The 19,693-nt window shown below is 63.4% G+C and carries 15 protein-coding genes; 4 read left to right on the forward strand and 11 right to left on the reverse strand.

The genetic code is table 11. The annotated features are described in order from the left end of the window. Positions 1-15: 15 nt before the first annotated feature. Positions 16-2,070 carry a site-specific recombinase gene (locus VX159_RS14125; RefSeq protein ID WP_371323527.1) on the forward strand — a complete coding sequence of 685 codons (2,055 nt, stop codon included), beginning with the start codon at positions 16-18 and terminating at the stop codon, positions 2,068-2,070. A 77-nt stretch (positions 2,071-2,147) separates the two neighbouring features. Next, complete coding sequence (locus VX159_RS14130) at positions 2,148-2,678, forward strand: hypothetical protein (protein ID WP_371323528.1); 531 nt, start codon at positions 2,148-2,150, stop codon at positions 2,676-2,678. 28 nt (positions 2,679-2,706) lie between these two features. Here the strand turns inward: VX159_RS14130 and VX159_RS14135 are convergent, their stop codons facing one another. Both VX159_RS14135 and VX159_RS14140 read right to left on the reverse strand, forming a co-directional pair. Further along, a complete protein-coding gene (locus VX159_RS14135; RefSeq protein ID WP_371323529.1) occupies positions 2,707-5,778 on the reverse strand; it encodes an efflux RND transporter permease subunit in 3,072 nt (1,023 codons plus the stop codon). Positions 5,779-5,855: 77 nt separating this feature from the next. Beyond that, complete coding sequence (locus VX159_RS14140; protein ID WP_371323530.1) at positions 5,856-6,977, reverse strand: efflux RND transporter periplasmic adaptor subunit; 1,122 nt, start codon at positions 6,975-6,977, stop codon at positions 5,856-5,858. Positions 6,978-7,209: 232 nt separating this feature from the next. Between VX159_RS14140 and VX159_RS14145 the strand changes: the two genes are divergently transcribed. Beyond that, positions 7,210-7,656, forward strand: a complete 447-nt coding sequence (locus tag VX159_RS14145) for a hypothetical protein (protein ID WP_371323531.1) — start codon at positions 7,210-7,212, stop codon at positions 7,654-7,656. 18 nt (positions 7,657-7,674) lie between these two features. On the opposite strand, the gene VX159_RS14150 is transcribed toward VX159_RS14145, so the two are convergent. The 9 genes from VX159_RS14150 to VX159_RS14190 form a co-directional block, all read right to left on the reverse strand. After that, positions 7,675-8,367, reverse strand: coding sequence for a hypothetical protein (locus VX159_RS14150; RefSeq protein ID WP_371323532.1), 693 nt, complete (start codon positions 8,365-8,367; stop codon positions 7,675-7,677). Positions 8,368-8,420: 53 nt separating this feature from the next. Then, positions 8,421-10,040, reverse strand: a complete 1,620-nt coding sequence (locus VX159_RS14155; RefSeq protein ID WP_371323533.1) for an acyl CoA:acetate/3-ketoacid CoA transferase — start codon at positions 10,038-10,040, stop codon at positions 8,421-8,423. 101 nt (positions 10,041-10,141) lie between these two features. After that, positions 10,142-10,729: a LysE family transporter gene (locus tag VX159_RS14160; RefSeq protein ID WP_371325531.1), complete on the reverse strand. Its 588-nt coding sequence runs from the start codon at positions 10,727-10,729 to the stop codon at positions 10,142-10,144. 105 nt (positions 10,730-10,834) lie between these two features. Further along, entirely contained in the window at positions 10,835-11,419 is a 585-nt protein-coding gene (locus tag VX159_RS14165; protein WP_371323534.1) for a CBS domain-containing protein, read from the reverse strand. A 246-nt stretch (positions 11,420-11,665) separates the two neighbouring features. Beyond that, positions 11,666-14,485 (reverse strand): methyl-accepting chemotaxis protein, encoded by a 2,820-nt coding sequence (locus VX159_RS14170; protein WP_371323535.1) that lies wholly within the window; start codon positions 14,483-14,485, stop codon positions 11,666-11,668. Positions 14,486-14,674: 189 nt separating this feature from the next. Next, complete coding sequence (ubiD, locus tag VX159_RS14175; protein WP_371323536.1) at positions 14,675-16,150, reverse strand: 4-hydroxy-3-polyprenylbenzoate decarboxylase; 1,476 nt, start codon at positions 16,148-16,150, stop codon at positions 14,675-14,677. 17 nt (positions 16,151-16,167) lie between these two features. Continuing rightward, positions 16,168-17,154: a flagellar brake protein gene (locus VX159_RS14180; RefSeq protein ID WP_371323537.1), complete on the reverse strand. Its 987-nt coding sequence runs from the start codon at positions 17,152-17,154 to the stop codon at positions 16,168-16,170. Positions 17,155-17,192: 38 nt separating this feature from the next. Further along, the gene (gene ubiA, locus VX159_RS14185) at positions 17,193-18,074 is read right to left on the reverse strand and encodes a 4-hydroxybenzoate octaprenyltransferase (RefSeq protein ID WP_371323538.1); all 882 of its coding nucleotides are present in this window, start codon (positions 18,072-18,074) and stop codon (positions 17,193-17,195) included. A 73-nt stretch (positions 18,075-18,147) separates the two neighbouring features. Further along, positions 18,148-19,152, reverse strand: coding sequence for a response regulator (locus VX159_RS14190; protein WP_371323539.1), 1,005 nt, complete (start codon positions 19,150-19,152; stop codon positions 18,148-18,150). 187 nt (positions 19,153-19,339) lie between these two features. On the opposite strand from VX159_RS14190, the gene VX159_RS14195 reads away from it, so the two are divergent. Then, on the forward strand, positions 19,340-19,651 hold the full coding sequence (locus VX159_RS14195; RefSeq protein WP_371323540.1) for a hypothetical protein: 312 nt from the start codon (positions 19,340-19,342) through the stop codon (positions 19,649-19,651). Positions 19,652-19,693: the final 42 nt, after the last annotated feature.

Consider the following 19,693-nt stretch of genomic DNA (forward strand, 5'->3'; position numbering starts at 1 on the left):
GTTGCAAGGAGCCGCATGAACGGCCTGACCGCTTTTTTCCGCCGCCTGTTTGCCGCCGAACAGCCGCCCGAGGAACGCCTGCGTGGTGCCTTGTTCCGCTGCCACGATGACGCGGCCGACCCGCTGTACCTGCTGCGCGGCCTGTTCGCCGCCTGCCGCCCGCATTCGCGCAGCGAAGCCCAGGCCGGGCTGCCCGCAGCCCAGTTGCAACGCCTGCTGCAATTGCTGCAAGCCGACGCCGGACTACGCACGGCACTGGCGCGGCAGGTCGGGCGCCTGGTCGGCGAGCGACGCTTGCTGACCTTCTTCACCGATAGCGGCATCCTGCCCGGCACCGGCTTCTTTTCCGAAGGCTGGCGCATTGTCGGCAACCGCCTGCTGCCCGAGGTCCCGGACGAACGACGGCTGAAAGACTGCCTGCACGTATTGTGCGACCACGGCGACGACTGGCGCTGGCTGGAAACCCTGCCCAGCGATGACCTGCAACGCCTCTGGCAATTGCTCGACGCGGCCGACGCCCCGCCGCTGGCCGGTGTCCGCGAGCAGATGCTCGACGCCATCCTGCTGCTGGCGCACCGGGTCAGCGGCCTCGGGGTCGAGGGCGAACTGATGCGCGCCTCGCCCAACCTCGATGCCGACCGGCCGCGCTTCGTCGCGCTCTCGGCCGAGGCCCTGGCCTTTGCCCAGAGCTGGCGGCAGGCGCTGCACGACCCCGAATATCTGGCCGACGACGGCAGCCAGTTGCTGGTACTCTCGGCGCAATGCCGCGAAACCCTGCAGCGAATCCGCCGCCGCGCGCTGCAAGTCGGCGCCAGCCAGAGCCTTTCTTACCTGCTGACGCGCAGCCAGCAAAGCCTGGAACGGCTGGAAACCCTGGTCGGCATCCTCGCCCCGCCGCCGGCCGCCGACGCGCTGACACCACCGGCGGCGGCAGCCTGGAGCGACTTCGTGCATAGCGCCCTGCTCGCCGAAAACCGGCGCAACAGCCTGCGCCACTACCTGGGCGAGCTGTCGCACCTGCTCGCCGTGCGAGTCACCGAAAACGCCGCGCATTCGGGCGAACATTACATCTGCGAAGAAGGCGCCGACTACCGCCGGATGTGGGCCTCGGCGGCCGGTGCCGGCGTCCTGATTGGCGGCATGGCCCTGCTCAAGATTCTGGCTGCCGGGCTGCACGCACCACTGTTCGTCGAGGCCGTGCTGTTCAGCCTGATCTACGGCGGCGGCTTCGTGCTGATCTACCTGCTCGGGCTGACCGTCGCCACCAAGCAGCCGGCGATGACGGCGCAAACCCTGGCCGGGCTGCTCGGCGATTTGAAACCCAACCGCGCGGCCGACCTCGAACGCCTGGTCGATGTCGTCGCCGCAGTCTCGCGCAGCCAGCTGGCAGCCATTGCCGGCAACGTGATGGTCGCCCTGCCGGTCGCCATCGCCATCGGCTGTTTGAGCGCGCAGGCGCTGGGCGCCCCGGCGGTGACGATGGAGAAAGGCGCACACCTGCTGGCCGACCTCGACCCGCTGGGCTGGGCCTTGCCACACGCTGCGGTCGCCGGCTTCTACCTGTTCCTGTCCGGGTTGATCACCGGCTTTTTCGACAACCGCGCGACCTACCAGAACATCGGCCCGCGCCTGAGCCGCCTGCGCTGGCTGCGCATCCTGCTCGGCGACGCGCTGGCGGCGCGGTTCGGCAGCTACGTCCAGGACAAGCTCGGCGGCATCATGGGCAACCTGCTGTTCGGCTGCATGCTCGGCTCGACCGGTGTCTTCGGCCAGATCCTCGGGCTGCCGCTCGACATCCGCCACATCGCCTTCTCCTCGGCCAACCTCGGCTATGCGCTGACCGCCTTCGACTTTGCCCTCGCCGCGCCGGCACTGGCCTGGGCGGCGCTCGGCGTGGCGCTGATCGGTGCCATCAACCTCGGGGTAAGCTTTACCCTGGCCTTGCGCACCGCGCTCGCCGCCCGGCGGATTCGCTTCACCCACTGGGGGCCGCTGCTGCGGGCGATTGCCTGCCGCCTGCGCCACCAGCCGCGCAGCTTCCTGCTGCCGCCGGCTGCGGGCAAGGACTGAGCGGCGGCCGGCAGCGATTTTTTGCCATTTTCACGGTCGACCGTGAAAATGGCGGAAAACACTTCCGGATCGCCACTATGTCCGCACTCCGCCACCTCTCCCCGCTCCTCGCCGCGCTGCTGCTTAGTGCCTGCGCCACCTTCGGCACGCCCGGCGGCTTCGGCCTGCAGCCGGGCGTACATAGCCTGGCCGAGGTCGAAGCCCGCCTCGGCCCACCCTCGCTGCGCTGGCGCAACGCCGATGGCAGCGAGCAACTGGCCTACCCGCAGGGCCCGGCCGGGCTGCAAACCTGGATGGTGCACGGCGACCCGAGCGGCCGCCTGCTGCGCCTGGAAAACGTGCTCGACTCCAGCCACTTTTCACTGATCCGCCCCGGCGAGGACGACCACGAAAGCGTACTGCGCCGGCTCGGCCCACCGGCACCAGGCTACAGCGTGCTCTACGAGGCACGCAACGAACTGGCCTGGGAATGGCGTTTCTGCGACGACTGGAGCCGCCTGGCCCGGCTCGACGTGCTGTTCGACGCGACCACCGGCAAGGTCCGCGCGGTCCAGCAGCGGCGCGAGCTCTACGGCCCGCGCCTGGAAAGTCCCTGGTGCAGCCGCTAGGGCCGGGCGCCGGGAGCGCCGGCCCGGATCAGGAACGGACCGGTAACCGACGACGGACCGCTTCGATCAGGTCGTCGATGTAGGTAAACACCACCGGGATCACCAGCAGGCTGAGGAAGGTCGAGGTGATCAGACCCCCGATCACGACGATTGCCATCGGTGCGCGGAAGCTCGGGTCGGTACCGATCCCGAGCGCGATCGGCAGCATCCCGGCGCCCATTGCGACGGTGGTCATCACGATCGGCCGCGCCCGCTTGCGACAGGCGTCGAGCAGTGCCTGCCAACGATCCAGGCCGGGCTGTCTGTCGATGCCGCGACGGGCGAGCACGACGTAGTCGATGAGCAGGATCGAGTTCTTGGTGGCGATCCCCATCAGCATGATCAGGCCGATCATCGATGGCATCGACAACGCCTTCTGGGTCACGAACAGCGCCAGGAAGGCCCCCGGCACCGACAGCACCAGCGCCGCGAGGATGGTCACCGGCTGGACGAAATCCTTGAACAGCAGAACCAGTACGATGTAGATGCAGAGGATGCCGGTGAGCATCGCCAGGCTGAAGCTGGCGAACAGTTCGCCCATCGCCTCGGCATCGCCGACCGTGGTCTGCAGCACGCCGGGTGGCAATTGCTTGAGGCTGGGCAGGGCCAGCGCGGCCTTTTCGACTTCGCCGAGCGGCTGGCCGTTGAGTTCGATTTCGAAATTGACGTTGCGCAGGCGGTCGTAACGGTCGATCTCGGCCGGCCCGCCGGCGATGCTCAGGCGGGCGACGTTGCCCAGGCGCACCGGGCCGTGGCGGCCGGGGACGCTGAGTTGTTCGAGCAGCGCCAGATCGCTGCGGGCGCTGACCGGCAAGCGGACCACGATCGGCACCTGGCGCTGGCTCAGGTTGAGCTTGGCCAGCCCCTGGTCGTAATCGCCCGAGGTGGCGACGCGCAGGGTTTCGGCAATCGCCGCCGAGGTCACGCCGAGGTCGGCCATCCGAGCGAAATCGGGCTGCACCACCAGTTCCGGGCGAACCAGGCTGGCGGTGGTAGTCACCGCGCCGATACCGGGAATGCCGCGCAGTTCGCGTTCGACCAGGCGCGCATGGTCGGCCAGGGCCTGGCCGTTTTCGCCGGCCAGCACCAGCACGTATTTCTCGTTTGAAGCCCCCATCCCGACCTTGACTTGCGCGCCCGGCAAGGCGGCGAGACGCTGGCGGAATTCGCTTTCGACATCCTGCTTGCTGACCCCGCCACGCGCCTTGCGTGGCGTCAGGTTGATCGTCAGCGTCGCCTTGCGTACCTCGTTGGCACCGCGCGGCGCAAACGGGTCGCTGCCGGCGGCGCCGCCGCCAATCGCGGTATACACCAGCCGCACGTGCGGATGATCGCCGATCAGCCGGCGCGCCTCTTCGGCGGCGGCATGCGTCTGCGCATAGGTGCTGCCCGGCGGCAAGGCGACATGCACCTGCGTCTGCGACAGGTCGTCAGGCGGCAGGAAGCCGGTCGGCAGCAGCGGCACCAGCGCGAAGGAGCCGAAGAAGAAGACCGTCGCCGCCAGCATCGTCAGCCAGCGGCGACGCAGACAAGCGGCGACCCAGCCGGCATAGCGTTCCAGCCAGCGCGGCTCGTGTTCGCCTGGCTTCGCCGGCTTGAGCAGGTAGGCGGCCATCATCGGCGTCAGCATGCGGGCGACGACCAGCGAGAAAAACACCGCGATTGCTGCGGTCCACCCGAACTGGACAAAGAATTTGCCGGGCACCCCGCTCATGAATGCGGTCGGCAGGAACACTGCGATCAGCGTGAAGGTGGTGGCGATCACCGCCAGCCCGATTTCGTCGGCCGCTTCCATCGCCGCCTCGTAAGGCGTCTTGCCCATGCGCAGGTGACGCATGATGTTCTCGATCTCGACAATCGCGTCGTCGACCAGAATCCCGACCACCAGCGACATCGACAACAGGGTCACGACGTTGAGCGAGAAGCCCATCAGCCACATCACCGCAAAGGTCGGCACCGCCGACAGCGGCAGCGCCGCTGCCGAGACGAAGGTCGCTCGCGTATCGCGCAGGAACAGCCAGACCACCAGCACCGCCAGCGCAGCACCTTCGAGCAGCAGCGACATCGAGCCGTCGTAGTTTTCCTGCACCGGATCGACGAAATTGAAGGCTTCGGTGATCTGGATATCGGGGTGCTCGCCGCGCAGTTTTGCCAGCGTCGCCTGCACGCCCTGCGCCACTTCGATTTCGCCGGCGCCGCGACTGCGGGTGATTTCGAAACCGACCACCGGCTCGCCGTTGAGCAAGGCGCCGGCGCGCCGTTCGGCGACGGTATCGCTGACCGTCGCCAGCTGGTCCAGGCGGAAATGCCGGCCATCGGAGAGCACGATGTCGAGCGCTGCCAGTTCGGCCGCGCTCTGCACCGTGGCGATGGTGCGCACCGACTGCTCGGCGCCGCCGACGTCAGCACGCCCGCCCGAGGCTTCCTGCTGCACCTGCTTCAATTGCCGCGAAAGATCGGCGGCGCTGACGCGCAGCGCCAGCAGGCGGGAGGGATCGAGCTCGACCCGGACTTCGCGGCTGACGCCGCCGACCCGCGCCACTGCACCGACCCCGCGCACGCTGAGCAGGGCCTTGGCAACCGTGTTGTCGACGAACCATGAGAGCGCCTCGTCGTCCATCCGCGGCGAAGCAACGGTATAGGTCAGGATCGGCGCGCCGGACAGGTTGACCTTGGCAACCACCGGGTCCTTGAGGTCGCCGGGCAAGTCCGAGCGGATTCGCGACACCGCATCGCGCACGTCGTCGACCGCCTCCTGAGTCGGCTTCTCCAGTCGGAATTCGACGGTGACGATGGCGGTTCCGTCCTGCGCCTTGGTGTAGATGTGCTTGACGCCCTGCAGCGTCGCCACCGAGTTCTCGATCTTCTTGGCGACCTCGGTTTCCATCTGCGCCGGCGCCGCCCCCGGCAAGGTCGCGGTGACCGTCACCGTTGGCAGGTCGATATCCATGAACTGCTGGATTTTCATCGCCCGGAAGCCGACGACACCGGCCAGCGTCAACAGCAGGAAAAGCATGATCGCCGGGATCGGATTACGGATGGACCAGGCAGAAACGTTCATGGTGTCAGTCGCCCGCTGGGCGTACGAGAAAAAGAAACAAAAAGGGCGGCATCAGCACACCGACCCCGCACAGCGCATCAGCGTGCCGTCTCGGCCGGTAGCAACTGGACCACGTCGCCATCGGCCAGGAAGCCGACCCCGGACGCCACGACCGATGCATCGGCCGGCAAGCCGGCAAGAATCTCGATCCGCTCGCCCTGGCGCCGGCCAAGCTCAACCTTGCTCTGGATCACCCGCGTCCCGCCAGAGTCGAGCCGGAAGACATAGGCAAAGCCCTCACGCAGAACGACTGCGGCTTGCGGCAGGGTCAGCGCCGGCTGCGCACCGAGATCGAACTCGCCGCGCGCGAAGGCACCGGCCCGTAGCGCCGGATTTTCATCGCGAGTCACGGTCGACCGTGGCAAATCGACATAAACCAGGCCGTTGCGCGTCTGCGGGTCGACGCTCGGGGCGACGCTGCGCACCTTGCCGACAAGCTCGCTGCCATCGGCAGCCCGCAAGCGGGCACTCGCCCCGGGGCGCAGTTTCGGCAAATCATCAGCCGGCACCTCGGCACGCCACTCCAGGCGCCCGCCACGAATCAGGCGGAACAGTTCGTCGCCATTCTGCGGCAGCGAGCCGACGGTCGCGGTGCGCGCCGAAATCACGCCGGCATCCGGCGCCAGGACCTGGCTTTTGGCCAGCCGCAACTCGGCCGCCGCCAGCCGCGCCCGGGCAGCAGCCAATCGTGCCGTCGCTGTGCCTTCGGCGGTCTGATACTGGACCGCCGTCTGTGGACTGTAGAAACCCTGGGCGCGCAGGGCGCGAGCCCGTTCGGCATTGGCCCTGGCCTCCAGGGTAGCGGCCTCGAGTTCGGCTACCCCAGCCCGGGCCTCGGCCACCTCCTGCTGCAACGCAGCAGCATCAATCCGGGCCAGAGCTTGCCCCTTGCGCACCGAATCGCCAACTTGCACCAGCACCTCGGCGATTCGCTGATTCCCCACTTCGGCACCAATCACCGCCTCCTGCCAGGGCATCACGCTGCCGCTGGCCGCCAGCCGTTGCGGCCAGTCCTCGCGCTGCGGCAGCACGGTGCGCACGCTCAGAGCCGGCTTGGCCGCAGGCGCCGCTACCGGCGCCTCGGAGTTGCCCGGACCACACGCTGCCAGCCATGGAGCAAGCAGCAACCAAGGAACTACACGGAGATAGGCAAATTTCATCGGAATCCAGCCTGACCCTGGGAAAAATCGCGAGCCGACATGATAATGAACGGGCGGTCAGTAGTACAGCACAATGTCACGCACCCAATGGACGACCCCGCAACCAGCCCAAAGTCATATTGCAAAAGCTACAAATCGCGTGCTAATTTGGCAAAACTAAAATCCGGCAACGCAACTATCTAGACCGGAAAGCATCACAGGGATTCCCGTTCCAAACATCGCGAGATTCGCCATGCCCCAACCCCGTTCCGCAGTTTCCCCTCGGGCCGCCACCTCCGAAATCAGCAGTTCATGGCTGCGGCGCTTCTGGGTCGTGATCATCGCCACCCTGCTCCTCGCCAGTGCCAGCATTTTCCTGGTCACCCGCAAAGACGAGAGCCATAGCCAGGAAATTGTCCATGTTCCGTTACGCGTTCAAGCCACCGGCGCCGGCGGCCTGCCCATCGTCGGCAAGCTGGCCTTGCTGATCGAGCGCCCCAAGGAAGACGATCTGCGCCGCTGGGAACAAAAACTGCAGCATGTCGCCAGCAGTGAGATCAGCGAACTGTTCGACCAAGGCCGCAGTGCCGATCTGGCGCAGGTCCGCACCGTACTGCTCAAGGCATTCAACCAGGCCCTGCCCAAACCCCTGCAACTGCCCGACCTGTTGATCGAAGATTTTTTCCGGGTAGCTCGCTAGCCCTCAGCGTCATCAAGCTCAATCGCGGCGCACTGCTGCCGGGCACGACAAGCCGTGCGGCAGGCTGAGGCCGGGAACCAGGCGCTGCGCCTGCTGCCAATCGCTGCAGCCTGCACCGGCAGATTGCCCGATAGCGACCAGATACGCCAGCGCAACCCCCTGCGCCCGGGCTTGCATCAGCAATTCGGTCTGCATCGGGTCGGCCGGACCGCGCAACACGGCCAGCACGGCTTGAGCCTGCCCGTAGCGGCGCTCGGCCAACGCCTCGACCACCCGCAGGCGCTCGCCCTCAGGCAGTTGCTCATCGAGCAGAGCGGCCAGCAGAACTGCCGGCCCATCGCCTTGATTAACCAGTTGCTTGATCCGCTCGCCATGCAGCCCAAGTCTTTCCGACCAGTCTGAATAATCGCAGCGGCCCTTGCGGTCGGCCTTGGCGGCGACCAGGGCCAGCCGGTAGATGTCCTTGCCGACACCGGCTTCGCGCAGCAGTTCGGCCGCGCCATCGGTCCGGCCCCGGCAGATGGCCGCCAGTCCGTCCGCGACCCGCGCCCGGGCGGTCTCGCTCGGAACGCTGGCCGCCGGAATTTGCCGCTGATACCAGCTGGCGAACACCGCATTCTCGATGGCAAAGGCACGCTGATCGGGCTCGCCACAAGCCAGGGGCAGCGCGCAAAGGAGGGAAAGCAGGCAGCGAGTGACAGCGACGTTCATCGGCAACGGAGTTTCTCGGAAAAGGCGTCGATTCTACTCCGCTGGAGGGCAGCTCAAAGCAGCATGGCGCGCAAGCCCATTGGAGCCTCGGCAAATATCCGGGAATCCATTTGCCGCAACTCGGCGCTGATCAGGGGACGGAAATCCATCCTTTCGAGAATCCCGGCCTGGAGGTCGACCCCGGGAGCGATCTCGGTCAGTTCCAGCCCCTCCGGCCGCAAACGGAAAATGCAGCGCTCGGTGATGTAGAGGACTTCCTGACCGCGCCGGGCCGCCTCGGGACCACTAAAGGTTCGGTGCTCGACGGCAGCAACAAACTTGTTGGCCGAACCGTCCCGGGTAATTTGCAGTTTTTCGCCGTCGACCGTGATTTCAAGGCGACCGGCGGTAAAAGTGCCGACGAACACCACTTTTTTTGCATTTTGCGAGATGTTGATGAACCCGCCGGCGCCGGCCAGCCGGGGACCAAATCTGGAAACGTTCAGATTCCCTTCGGCATCGGCCTGAGCCAGCCCAAGGAAAGCGATATCCAGCCCGCCGCCATCATAAAAATCGAACTGGCTGGGCTGATCGATGATTGCCTGGGCATTGGTTGCTGCACCGAAATTCAGGCCGCCGGCAGGAATCCCGCCAATCACACCGGGCTCGGCGGTCAGCGTGAGCAGGTCGATCACGCCTTCCTCGGCCGCAACGCTGGCGACTCCTTCTGGCATCCCGATCCCGAGATTGACCACCGCCCCAGCCTTCAGCTCGAGTGCCGCGCGGCGGGCGATGATTTTGCGCTCGCTCATTTCCATCGCCGCCAGTGCCGACAAAGGCACCCTGATCTCACCGGAAAATGCCGGGTTATAGGGCTCGATGAAGGTCTGCTGGTGATACTCCGGTTTTTCTGCGACCACCACGCAGTCGACCAGAACCCCGGGGATTTTCACCTGGCGCGAATTGAGCGAGCCGCGCTCGGCGATCCGCTCGACCTGCACGATCACGATTCCGCCCGAATTGTGCGCGGCCATCGCAATCGCCAGCGCCTCCAGGGTCAACGCCTCCTTTTCCATGGTCACATTGCCATCGGGATCAGCCGTGGTGCCACGAATGATGCCCACATGGATCGGAAAAGCCTTGTAAAAAAGGTAGTCCTCGCCGTCGATTTCCATCCGCCGAACCAGGTCGACCGTGGTTTTTTCGTTGAGCTTCCCGCCCCCGTAACGCGGATCGACAAAAGTGCCCAGCCCGACCCGGGTCAGTGTTCCCGGCTTGCCAGCAGCGATGTCACGGAAAAGATGGGTGATCACCCCCTGCGGCAGGTTGTAAGCCTCGATCCGGTTGGCTACCGCCAGTTCCTGCAAGCGCGGTGCCAGGCCCCAGTGGCCACCGATCACGCGGCCAACCAGACCGTCATGCCCGAGGTGATTGAGCCCCCGCTCCTTGCCGTCGCCCTGCCCGGCGGCATAGACCAGGGTCAGGTTGCGCGGACTGCCCTGGCCGTGCATGTCATTGGCCCGGGTCTCGACAAAACGCTCCTCCAGCGCCACCGCGATATTCTCGGCAAAGCCGATTCCGACAAAGCCGCCGGTTGCCACCGTCGCATGATCAGGGATTCGTGCCACCGCCTCGCGGGCGCTGACTATCTTGCCGGACTGCGGCGAGGGAGACGATGCGTCGACTTCGGACATGAGCAACCTTTCACTTTCACAAACCAGCGACCGGACGATTCGGCGGCGGCCATTGTCACCCAGGCAACGCCGGACGCGCACCCGTGTTTACCCGTAAACCATCAGCGAACCGCCTGCCTGATACCGGCCAGCAGTACCGCAGCGGTTGCAAACAGCCCCCCGAAAACACGGTTCAGCACCTGCTGCTGGTGAGGCTCGCGCAACAGGCGCAACACACGAGCGGCAAAGCCGGTGTACCCGGCCATCACCACCAGATCGACAGCCACCATGGTCAACGCCAGAAGCAAGTACTGCAGCAGCAAAGGGCGCCCGGGATCAATGAACTGGGGGAGTACTGCAAGAATGAAGACGATCGCCTTGGGGTTGCTGGCATTGACCAGAAAACCACGCACCACCAATTTCCGGACCCCGACATCGGCTGCGCCGGATTCCAGGCTGACCGGGCTCGCAGCGGCCACCCACTGCTGCCAGCCAAGGTAGAGTAAATAAGCGACGCCACACCACTTGAGCAAGGCAAATGCGGCTTCCGATGCGGCCAGCAGGGCCCCCAGGCCAGCGGCAACAACGGCAATCTGCAACAGCAAGGCCAGTTGCAGGCCAAGCGCCAGCCAGTAGCCACGGCGAAAACCGAAATTGAGCCCGGAGGACATGGAAGCTACGGCGCCGGCTCCCGGCGACAGACTGATCACCCAGCACGCCAGAAAAAATGCCAGCCAAGTATCAAAGGCCAAACACGCCCCCTCTCACAAACAAAAACGGCAGCCCTCCGGGCTGCCGCGATCCTGCCGCAACGCTCATGGCGCCAGCGCGGCCTCGATTTCGGCAAAGGTGCTGGCCAATTCGAAGCCCAGCACCGGAACGCCAAGCGCCCGGCCGATCTGGGTCGCCGAGAAAATTCCGCGCACCCGCGGCTCACCGGTGATCGGATCGACGTCCTCGACCAGAATGTGCTGCCGCCCAAGAGCCTTGAGTCCATTAAGGATGTCGACCACACGCGCATTGAGCACTTCACCCAGATACAGCGTGTCGATACTGCCGATCGGGGTCATCACATCCTTGACCAGCAGATCGTCGCGCGAACAACCACGCGCCTGAACGATCTGCATCGGCCGCTCGCCATGCAGGTCGCGGGCGGTAATCAGACCGACCACGACATCGTCGCTACCGGTCACCAGCAACAGGCGCACTCCGCGTGAAATCATCCGGGCCTGCGCTTCCGACATCGCTGCATCGGCGGTGATCGTCACGACCGGAACCCGGGCAAAATCGGTCATCGCCTCGATTGCGGGCGAGTCCGCCCCCAGCTGGTTAAAGCCGGAAGCGCACAGCGTTGCGTTGGGGGAAAGTTTGTGCGTACGCACACGTGCAGCAAGAGTCATTTTTATCATCCTCCGTCATTTTGTCTTTTGCCGGCCCCTTGAGGCATCCTGTAGCCCCCTTGTGCAGCCCGGCCCGCCTAGTATTCGGCCAGCCGCCCCACTTGGCAAGGGGGCCGGAAAAATTTCCCCGGCGTCTGGTTGACCGTAAATGTTGGCGAAAGCTCCGCAAAAAAACAGGGTCTTCCCGAAAATTCCGGAAAGACCCTGCGAGCGTAGCCCAAACCGGCAAAAGTGCCGGCCGAATGCTTAAAACTCAGCCCATTCGTCGTCCTCATTGGGATCGTCCGGCGGCAGCGATGCCGGAATCCCGGTCGGCTTGCGACTTCCCGAGCGCGAGGCGACCGACTTAGCCGCGAGGTGCGGGACGGCACCGAGCTGGACCGACGCAACAGCCCCGGCGTTGAGGCGGAACACGCCAACCGCATTGACCAAGCCCTGCGCCTGCTCTTCCAGGCTCTCCGCCGCCGCCGAGGCCTGCTCGACCAAGGCTGCGTTCTGCTGGGTCACTTCGTCCATCTGCGATACGGCCTGGGTCACCTGTTCGATCCCGGCACTCTGCTCGCGGCTGGCATTCGAGATGTCGGTCACCAGAGCGGCCACCCGCTGGAAGCTTGCCACCACCTCGTCCATGGTCGCTCCGGCCTGGCCGACCAGACGTGCGCCGCTATCAACCTTGCCGACCGAATCGTCGATCAGTTCCTTGATTTCCTTGGCCGCGTTGGCCGAGCGCTGCGCCAGGTTGCGCACTTCGCTGGCAACCACGGCAAAACCGCGTCCTTGCTCACCGGCACGGGCCGCTTCGACCGCCGCATTGAGTGCCAGGATATTGGTCTGGAAGGCAATGCCGTTGATCACGCCAATGATGTCAGCAATCCGCTGCGAGCTTTCCTGGATGCCGTTCATGGTATTGACGACGTCCTTGACCATCTGACCGCCACGCAGCGCGATCTCGTTGCTGCGGTTGGCCAGTTCGTTGGCCTGGCGGGCGTTATCGGCATTCTGGCGAACCGTGCTGTTAAGCTGCTCCATCGAACTGGAGGTTTCCTCCAACGAGGAAGCCTGTTCTTCGGTACGGGCCGACAGATCACTGTTACCGGCTGCAATTTCCTTGGCGGCGGTATTGATCGCCTCGGTCGCTTCCTTGATGCTGCCGACGACTTCGCGCAGGCGTTCGATAGTGCTGTTGGTATCGTCCTTCAACTGCCCGAAAATACCGGAGAAGTCAGCATCAATGGTTTGCGTCAGATCACCGCCGGCAACCCGCGAAAGCACTTCGGAGGTCGCGTTGAGAGCCTGCTGAGTGTTATCGAGCAGGCGATTCAGATCGCTGGCCAGGGTGTGGAAGAAACCGGTCTTGCCATCTACCGACAGGCGCATGCCGAGTTCACCCTGTGTCGCGGCGCCGACGATTTGCGCAATCTCCTGCTCGACCAGCACTTCGGCCGTGCGGTCCTTCCATTCGGCCACCGTCCCGAGGCGCTCGCCGCGCTCGTTGATCACCGGGTTGGCAGTCACCACCAGATGACGGCCGCCAATTTCCAGGGCTGCGGTGTAAGGCTTGCTGAGATTGGCCAGCAGGCCAGCCTGATGCGCCGGATTTTTGTGGAAGCTGTCGATGTTGACGCCAATCAGACGATCCGGGTTGAAGTTGGGCAACTGCGACTTGATCGCGGCCTCGGCCCCCTTGAGGATACCCACGACCGAATGATTGGTGTAGGTCACGGTACGGTTGCTGTCGGCGATCATCACCCCGGTCGAAACGTTGTCGAGCGCGATCTTGACCCGCGTCATCTCGTTTGCCACCCGCTGCTGCTCGACCAGATCGAAGCCCAGGCGAATCTGCATCGACTCCAGCCCCTGCAGCACCTCGCCGATTTCGTCATCACGACCGATGTTGAGCAAGGTGTCAAAACGCCCCTCGGCCATTGCCCGGAAGGCTGACAAAATGCTGTCGAAAGCCCCCATCAGGCCGCTCAGCAGACGCGACACCAGCAACCAGGAAGCCACCACCAAACCCAGAACCAGGGCAATCAGAAGATTGCGCAACATCGCGGCAGCATCACTAGCTGCTTTCATTTCCTCCTGGGCGGCATCTTCCTGAATCTGCTTGAGGGCACTCACTGCGCCATCCAGAGGCTCGGACAACCGCTGCACCGTCGGCCACAGGCGTTCAGCCTGTTCAAACTCACCCGCTTTCAGATGTGCGCTGAGCGGCAGTCGGGCCTCCTTCAGATAAGCCTGGCGACCAGCCTCATACTGCTCGGCCAGAGCCTTTTCCTTGGCGTCCATCTGCGTCGCCGAGTAGCGCTCCCAACTCACTTTGTTTGCGGCTGCATTTCTGTCGACTTGAGCCAGGTTTTTTTCAACCAGCTTGGGGTCACGCGATTTCAGTGCTTCCAGCATCAGCAACTGATTGCTCAGCGAACGCGACTGGATCGCCGCAATATCGCTGGTTGCCTGCATCCGATCGAGATGCAGGCTTTCCAGCCGATGATTGCTCTGGTTGACTCCGTACAGCCCGGCCGCGCCGACCGCCACCAAGGCTATCGACAGTGCTGCCACCAACCCTTGCAGACGCTGCTTGAGGCCCATTCGGCCAAGGAAACCGCCCCCCCCGCTAACCACCGCGCCGTGCTCGATCCGCTGCCCGCCCTGCTTCTTCTCGCGGAACATCCGGTAGGCGGCTTCGCAGGCCTCGACCGCTTGCCGCGACGGTTTGCGGCGCACCGACATGTAGCCAACTACTTGCCCACCTTCGCGGATCGGCGTCGCATGCGCTTCAACCCAGTAATAGTCGCCGTTTTTGCAGCGGTTCTTGACGTAGCCGACCCACGGCCGCCCGGCCTTGAGGTCACGCCAGAAATCGGCAAAGGCCTCGACCGGCATATCCGGGTGGCGCACCAGATTGTGCGGCTGCCCGATCAATTCAGCTTCGGTGAAGCCGGAAATATCAATAAACGTCTGGTTGATATAGGTGATCTGACCTTTCAGATCGGTTTTTGAAACGATGATTTGGTCATCGCCAAGAACAATTTCATTCTGGGTGACTGGCAGATTAGTCCGCATCTTCTTGTTACCCCCAACAATCCCGAAAAAACCCCAAACAACGCTCGCCCCGCCAACCGTTACCAGCTCCGACGACGATTCGCCACCAAGTATTCAACTGCACCGGAGGTGCGCCAATGCCGAGGCTGCGCCGCTCCGCGCGACCTAGCGCGAAGCCTAGCGCAACTGCATCGGCTTGAGCAAAAAAATTTACAGCCCGAGGCTGTCCCACAAGCCATCGATGCGATTTTTCACGGCTGCATCCATGACAATCGGGCGCCCCCACTCACGCTGGGTCTCACCCGGCCACTTATTGGTTGCGTCGATGCCCATTTTGGAACCCAGGCCGGCCACCGGTGAGGCGAAATCCAGGTAGTCGATCGGCGTGTTGTCGACCAGCGTCGTATCACGTACGGCGTCGAAACGCGTGGTCATCGCCCAGATCACTTCCTTCCAGTCACGGATGTCAATATCGTCATCGACCACGATGATGGTCTTGGTATACATGAACTGACGCAAGAAGGACCAGATCCCGAACATCACCCGCTTGGCGTGACCAGGATAGGCTTTCTTGATGCTGACAATCGCCATCCGGTAGGAGCAGCCTTCGGGCGGCAGGTAGAAATCGACAATTTCGGTGAACTGCTTCTGCAACAGCGGCACAAACACCTCGTTCAGCGCCACGCCGAGAATCGCCGGCTCGTCGGGTGGCTTGCCGGTGTAGGTGCTGTGATAGATCGGGTTTTTCCGCATCGTGACACGGTCGACCGTGAACACAGGGAATTCTGCCTGCTCGTTGTAATAGCCGGTGTGGTCGCCGTAGGGACCTTCAAGCGCCATTTCGCCGGGATGGATCACCCCTTCGAGGACGATCTCGGCCCGTGCCGGCACCTGTAGCGTCGAGCCGAGACATTGCGTCAGCTCGGTCTTGCTGCCACGCAGCAGCCCGGCAAACTGATATTCGGAGAGCGAATCCGGCACCGGCGTCACCGCACCGAGGATGGTCGCCGGATCGCAGCCGAGCACCACGGCGACCGGGAAAGGCTGACCGGGATTTGCCAGTTGATGTTCGCGGAAGTCGAGTGCGCCACCACGATGCGCCAGCCAACGCATGATCACCTTGTTCGGCCCAAGCACCTGCTGGCGGTAGATACCCAGATTCTGCCGACTCTTGTGCGGCCCGCGCGTCACCACCAGCCCCCAGGTAATCAGCGGGGCAACATCGCCCGGCCAGCAATGCTGGATCGGCAAACGCGACAGATCGACATCCTTGCCTTCCCAGACGATTTCCTGGCACAGCGCCGACGACACCTTTTTTGGCGCCATGTTGAGTACGTTTTTCAACATCGGCAGCTTGTCCCAGGCGTCTTTCAACCCCTTGGGCGGCTCCGGCTCCTTCAAGTACGCCAGCAGCTTGCCGACTTCACGCAGCGCTGCAACCGACTCCTCGCCCATCCCCAGCGCCACCCGGCGGGGCGTGCCGAACAGGTTGGCCAGGACCGGCATGCTGTGCGCACGCTCGCCGGCCTTCGGTTGCTCGAAAAGCAGTGCCGGACCGCCAGCGCGCAGCACACGGTCACCGATTTCGGTCATTTCGAGGTGCGTATCAACCGGGACCTGAACCCGCTTCAATTCGCCGTCTTTTTCCAATTGCGCGATGAAATCGCGCAGGTCGATATATTTCACTTCAGCATCCGTTGATATCAGTTTTCGCCGACCAAACGCCCATAGACAAACGCCGTCAGCGCAAACTGGGCAGATGCCTCGACGTCGACAAAACGCAGCCCGAGAAAGTGCGGCATGGCCTGATCGGCATCGACCCGCGCATTGCAAACCTCGGCAGTCAGTGCCAGAACCGTATCCAGCCCCTGCACACTGACCTTGAACTTGGCCAGAATCTGATCACCCTTCCCCGCTACCGCCTGTTTGGTACGCAAACCGGCCCCCGTGGCACTCAAATCAATGATCTTGCCCGCCCCTTCCTTGCCCGAAGGCAAGCTCAGCGCAGCGATCAACTCGGTATCAATCCGCGGGCTCTTGCGCACTTCCTGAACCCCGACTTCGCGCGGGTAGGCAAGGTGCAGGTGCGGGTAAGGTACATTGGTCTGGCGCAGCACACTGGTAGGGAAGGCATAGGCACTCAAACCCGAGAAAAACCGGCCGACAAAGGCCTGACCTTCGCGCAGGATCACCGGCGCACCGTTGACCTCGGGTACGCTGACAATCACACCGGCGTTTTTGGCATAGCCGATCAGACGTACCAGATAGCGTTGCGAGGCATCGGCCGAGCCCTGTAGCTGGATTGTGTCGCCAACCTGGATGCGCGCCGCCTCAAGCGCCACCACGCTCGGTTTGTCATTTTTTTTGGCAGGAGCGGCGGCGGCACTCGCCGATGCGCCACTGGCCACCGCACTCTGCTGCTGCGCAATCACTGCATCGCGCAAGGGACTGCGTTCAACGCGCGAAGTCAACGGCCGGATCGCGGTCGGCAACGGCGCCAGATCACCATCCTGAAACAACCTGAACCAGCCCTTGGCGATCGCCGCCTCGGCCTCGGCACGCGTAGGAATCGCTTCGCCGCGCCCGAAAATCAACTCCTTGTCGCCGTTGTAAATGGCCCAGCGCAAGGGCTTGCCGATCTCGATATCGTCGATGGTCAATCTGACGAATTTTTTGCCGTCGTCCAACATCCAGTCAAAACCCCCCGGCTAAACTCAGCGCATTCCAGCTATTGCCGGACCAGCAGGTAGTCGAGAACTATCCCGACAAAAATCACCAGCCCGACATAATTGTTATTGAGGAATGCCTTGAAACACGCCACCCGCTCCCGCTCCCGAATCAGGGTGTAGTGCCACCCCATAATGCCGGCAGCGAGCAGCAGCGCAAAAAAATAAACTCCACCCAGCTTGAGATAGACCCCAACCCCGGCGAGAAGTGCCAGAGTTGCGGCATAGCAGGCCATCACTGCCGCAACGTCGAAGCGGCCAAAAGTAATCGCCGAGGTCCGGATACCGATCTTCAGATCGTCATTGCGATCGACCATCGCATACTCGGTATCGTAGGCAACCGCCCAGAACACGTTCGCCAGCAACAGGATCCAGGCCACCGGAGGTACCGTGTCGAGGTGGGCCGCATAGGCCATCGGAATGCCAAAACCGAAGGCAATGCCAAGGTAGGCCTGAGGAATCGCAAAAAAACGTTTGGTGAACGGGTAACTCGCTGCCAGCAGCAAGGCTGGCAGCGACATCCAGATCACCAGCGGCCGCCCCAGCGCCAATACCAGTAGAAACGCAAGCGCCGACAGGATGGCAAACAGCCAGAGCGCCTCACGCGTCGTCACCCGCCCCGCCGTCAGCGGGCGTTGTGCGGTACGCTCGACGTGGCGGTCAAAGTCGCGGTCGGCAAAATCGTTGATCACGCACCCGGCCGAGCGCATCAGGATGGTTCCCAGGATAAAAACCAGCACCACCGGCCACTCCGGCCGCCCCTCGGCTGACAACCAGACCCCCCAGAGGGTCGGCCAGAGCAGCAGCAAGATGCCGATCGGCTTATCAAGCCGCATCAATTTGAAATAATCGCCGAGCCGGGAACGGAGTTGCAGGAATTCCATCCGGCGATTTTACTCGCAGATTCGCGACTTGCGCCTGACTGGCGGGGAAAAGGCTGATGCCGCCCGGGCGAGGTCAGGACTTATCCATAAACCGCAACATCAGGTCGCGCCGATTCAAGGCGCCGGTTTTGACAAAAATCTGCTCAATATGGCTACGCACGGTCCAGAACGAGATGCCCAGCTGGCGGGCAATTTCCTTGTCCGGATCGCCAGCCAGGATACGCCGGCAGACATCGCGCTCACGCGGAGAAAGGTGCTGCCACCAGCGATGCTCGCCGGCCCCGGGCACACCCTCGCGGCTACTGCCGTGGTCGAAAGCGGCATGCGCATGCAGGATGCGCTGGATGCGCCAGACCAGCTCCTCCGGCAAGAAAGGCTTGCAAATGAAATCATCCGCGCCGCTCTTCAGGGCCTGCAGGCGCTGAGTCTGGTCAGTGTAGGCCGACATCACCAGACTAGGCTGATGGCTGGCCTGGCGCTGGCGTACCTGGCGGACAAAGGCAGCCCCGCTGTGCCCGCCCTGGAGCAGGATGTCGGCAATCACCAACTGATATTTGCCCGGTGCATAGAGACGATGCGCGGCATCGACATCCGCCACCACATCGACTTCAAACCCCAGCACCCGGCAGATTTCGCCGACGTAGGCTGCATGCGACGCGGAGTCTTCCAGTACCAGCGCCCTTCCGATCTGTAGCGAGGTACTGGGCAAACGCCCCCAATAATCGACGAAGGACGCTAGTTCGTTCAGTTCCTCGCGCAGAAACACCTCTGTCGCTCCGGAAACCATCGCCTGATGCGCACACTGGCTGTCGCACTCGGCGGCGACAAAGGCGATCGGCAACATCGCCTGCGCAGGCGCCAGGCGGATGCTCTCGATCAGGCGAAAGCTGTCGCCTTCACCGAGTTGCCGCGCGATCAGCACCAGGCAATGGTTGCCCGCAGCCAGATGCTGCAAGGCGGCTGTCTCGGTCGCACAGTTGTCGCAGGCAAGACCGCTGCTTTCAGCAATTCGGGCAAAAATTGCGCGCTGGGTCGGAGATGGCTCGACACAAAGTATTTTTCGTTGGGCGGTAGTCATTATTTTCGTTATCGGGCGCGGGAAAGTCCGGCAACCAAGGCAAGCAGAAGAAATAGCGCGCAGTGCATCGGCACCGATTTTCACCAATTTTGCGGTGACAAATCCAGTGCCGTCCTCCCCCTAAGAATAGGGGGTTGCCAGCCGGGGCCAACACCTAGAATGCGCATCTGACTTTTTGCCCCCAGCCATGCCTCCTCCGCCTTCCTCCCTGATCAACCAGCTTTCCAGCGCACTGGCCCGCCTGGAGCAGCCGCTCGACGATGCCGATGTCCATGAGTTGATCGACCAGTTGAGCACGGCTACCCGGCAAGCCCTGGCCAGCGGCACCCTGCGCCCGGAGGAAGAACATTTCCTGCTTGAATTGCTGGAGGCGCTGGCAGAAACCTGCATGAACTTCATGGAACAACAGCAGCATCTCGACCGCCAGCTGTATCGCACGGTCAACACCTGTCTGCACGATTATTCCACCGCACCGGAAACGCCCCCCCTGGCAGCCTGAGCCAAAACGTTTCCGCTACGCATGGCTGCGTGTTTCGCGCTA

Origin of the sequence: Dechloromonas sp. ZY10 (assembly GCF_041378895.1) — a bacterium.
Classification (GTDB): Bacteria; Pseudomonadota; Gammaproteobacteria; order Burkholderiales; family Rhodocyclaceae; genus Azonexus; species Azonexus aquae.

Excerpts from the sequence above, each read along its gene's own strand:
- VX159_RS14140 (WP_371323530.1), bottom strand. The coding sequence starts at position 6,977 with ATGAAATTTGCCTATCTCCGTGTAGTTCCTTGGTTGCTGCTTGCTCCA.
- VX159_RS14145 (WP_371323531.1), top strand. The coding sequence starts at position 7,210 with ATGCCCCAACCCCGTTCCGCAGTTTCCCCTCGGGCCGCCACCTCCGAA.
- VX159_RS14190 (WP_371323539.1), bottom strand. The coding sequence starts at position 19,152 with ATGACTACCGCCCAACGAAAAATACTTTGTGTCGAGCCATCTCCGACC.
- VX159_RS14150 (WP_371323532.1), bottom strand. The coding sequence starts at position 8,367 with ATGAACGTCGCTGTCACTCGCTGCCTGCTTTCCCTCCTTTGCGCGCTG.
- VX159_RS14170 (WP_371323535.1), bottom strand. The coding sequence starts at position 14,485 with ATGCGGACTAATCTGCCAGTCACCCAGAATGAAATTGTTCTTGGCGAT.
- VX159_RS14195 (WP_371323540.1), top strand. The coding sequence starts at position 19,340 with ATGCCTCCTCCGCCTTCCTCCCTGATCAACCAGCTTTCCAGCGCACTG.
- VX159_RS14135 (WP_371323529.1), bottom strand. The coding sequence starts at position 5,778 with ATGAACGTTTCTGCCTGGTCCATCCGTAATCCGATCCCGGCGATCATG.
- ubiA (WP_371323538.1), bottom strand. The coding sequence starts at position 18,074 with ATGGAATTCCTGCAACTCCGTTCCCGGCTCGGCGATTATTTCAAATTG.
- VX159_RS14130 (WP_371323528.1), top strand. The coding sequence starts at position 2,148 with ATGTCCGCACTCCGCCACCTCTCCCCGCTCCTCGCCGCGCTGCTGCTT.
- VX159_RS14155 (WP_371323533.1), bottom strand. The coding sequence starts at position 10,040 with ATGTCCGAAGTCGACGCATCGTCTCCCTCGCCGCAGTCCGGCAAGATA.
- VX159_RS14180 (WP_371323537.1), bottom strand. The coding sequence starts at position 17,154 with ATGTTGGACGACGGCAAAAAATTCGTCAGATTGACCATCGACGATATC.
- VX159_RS14165 (WP_371323534.1), bottom strand. The coding sequence starts at position 11,419 with ATGACTCTTGCTGCACGTGTGCGTACGCACAAACTTTCCCCCAACGCA.
- VX159_RS14125 (WP_371323527.1), top strand. The coding sequence starts at position 16 with ATGAACGGCCTGACCGCTTTTTTCCGCCGCCTGTTTGCCGCCGAACAG.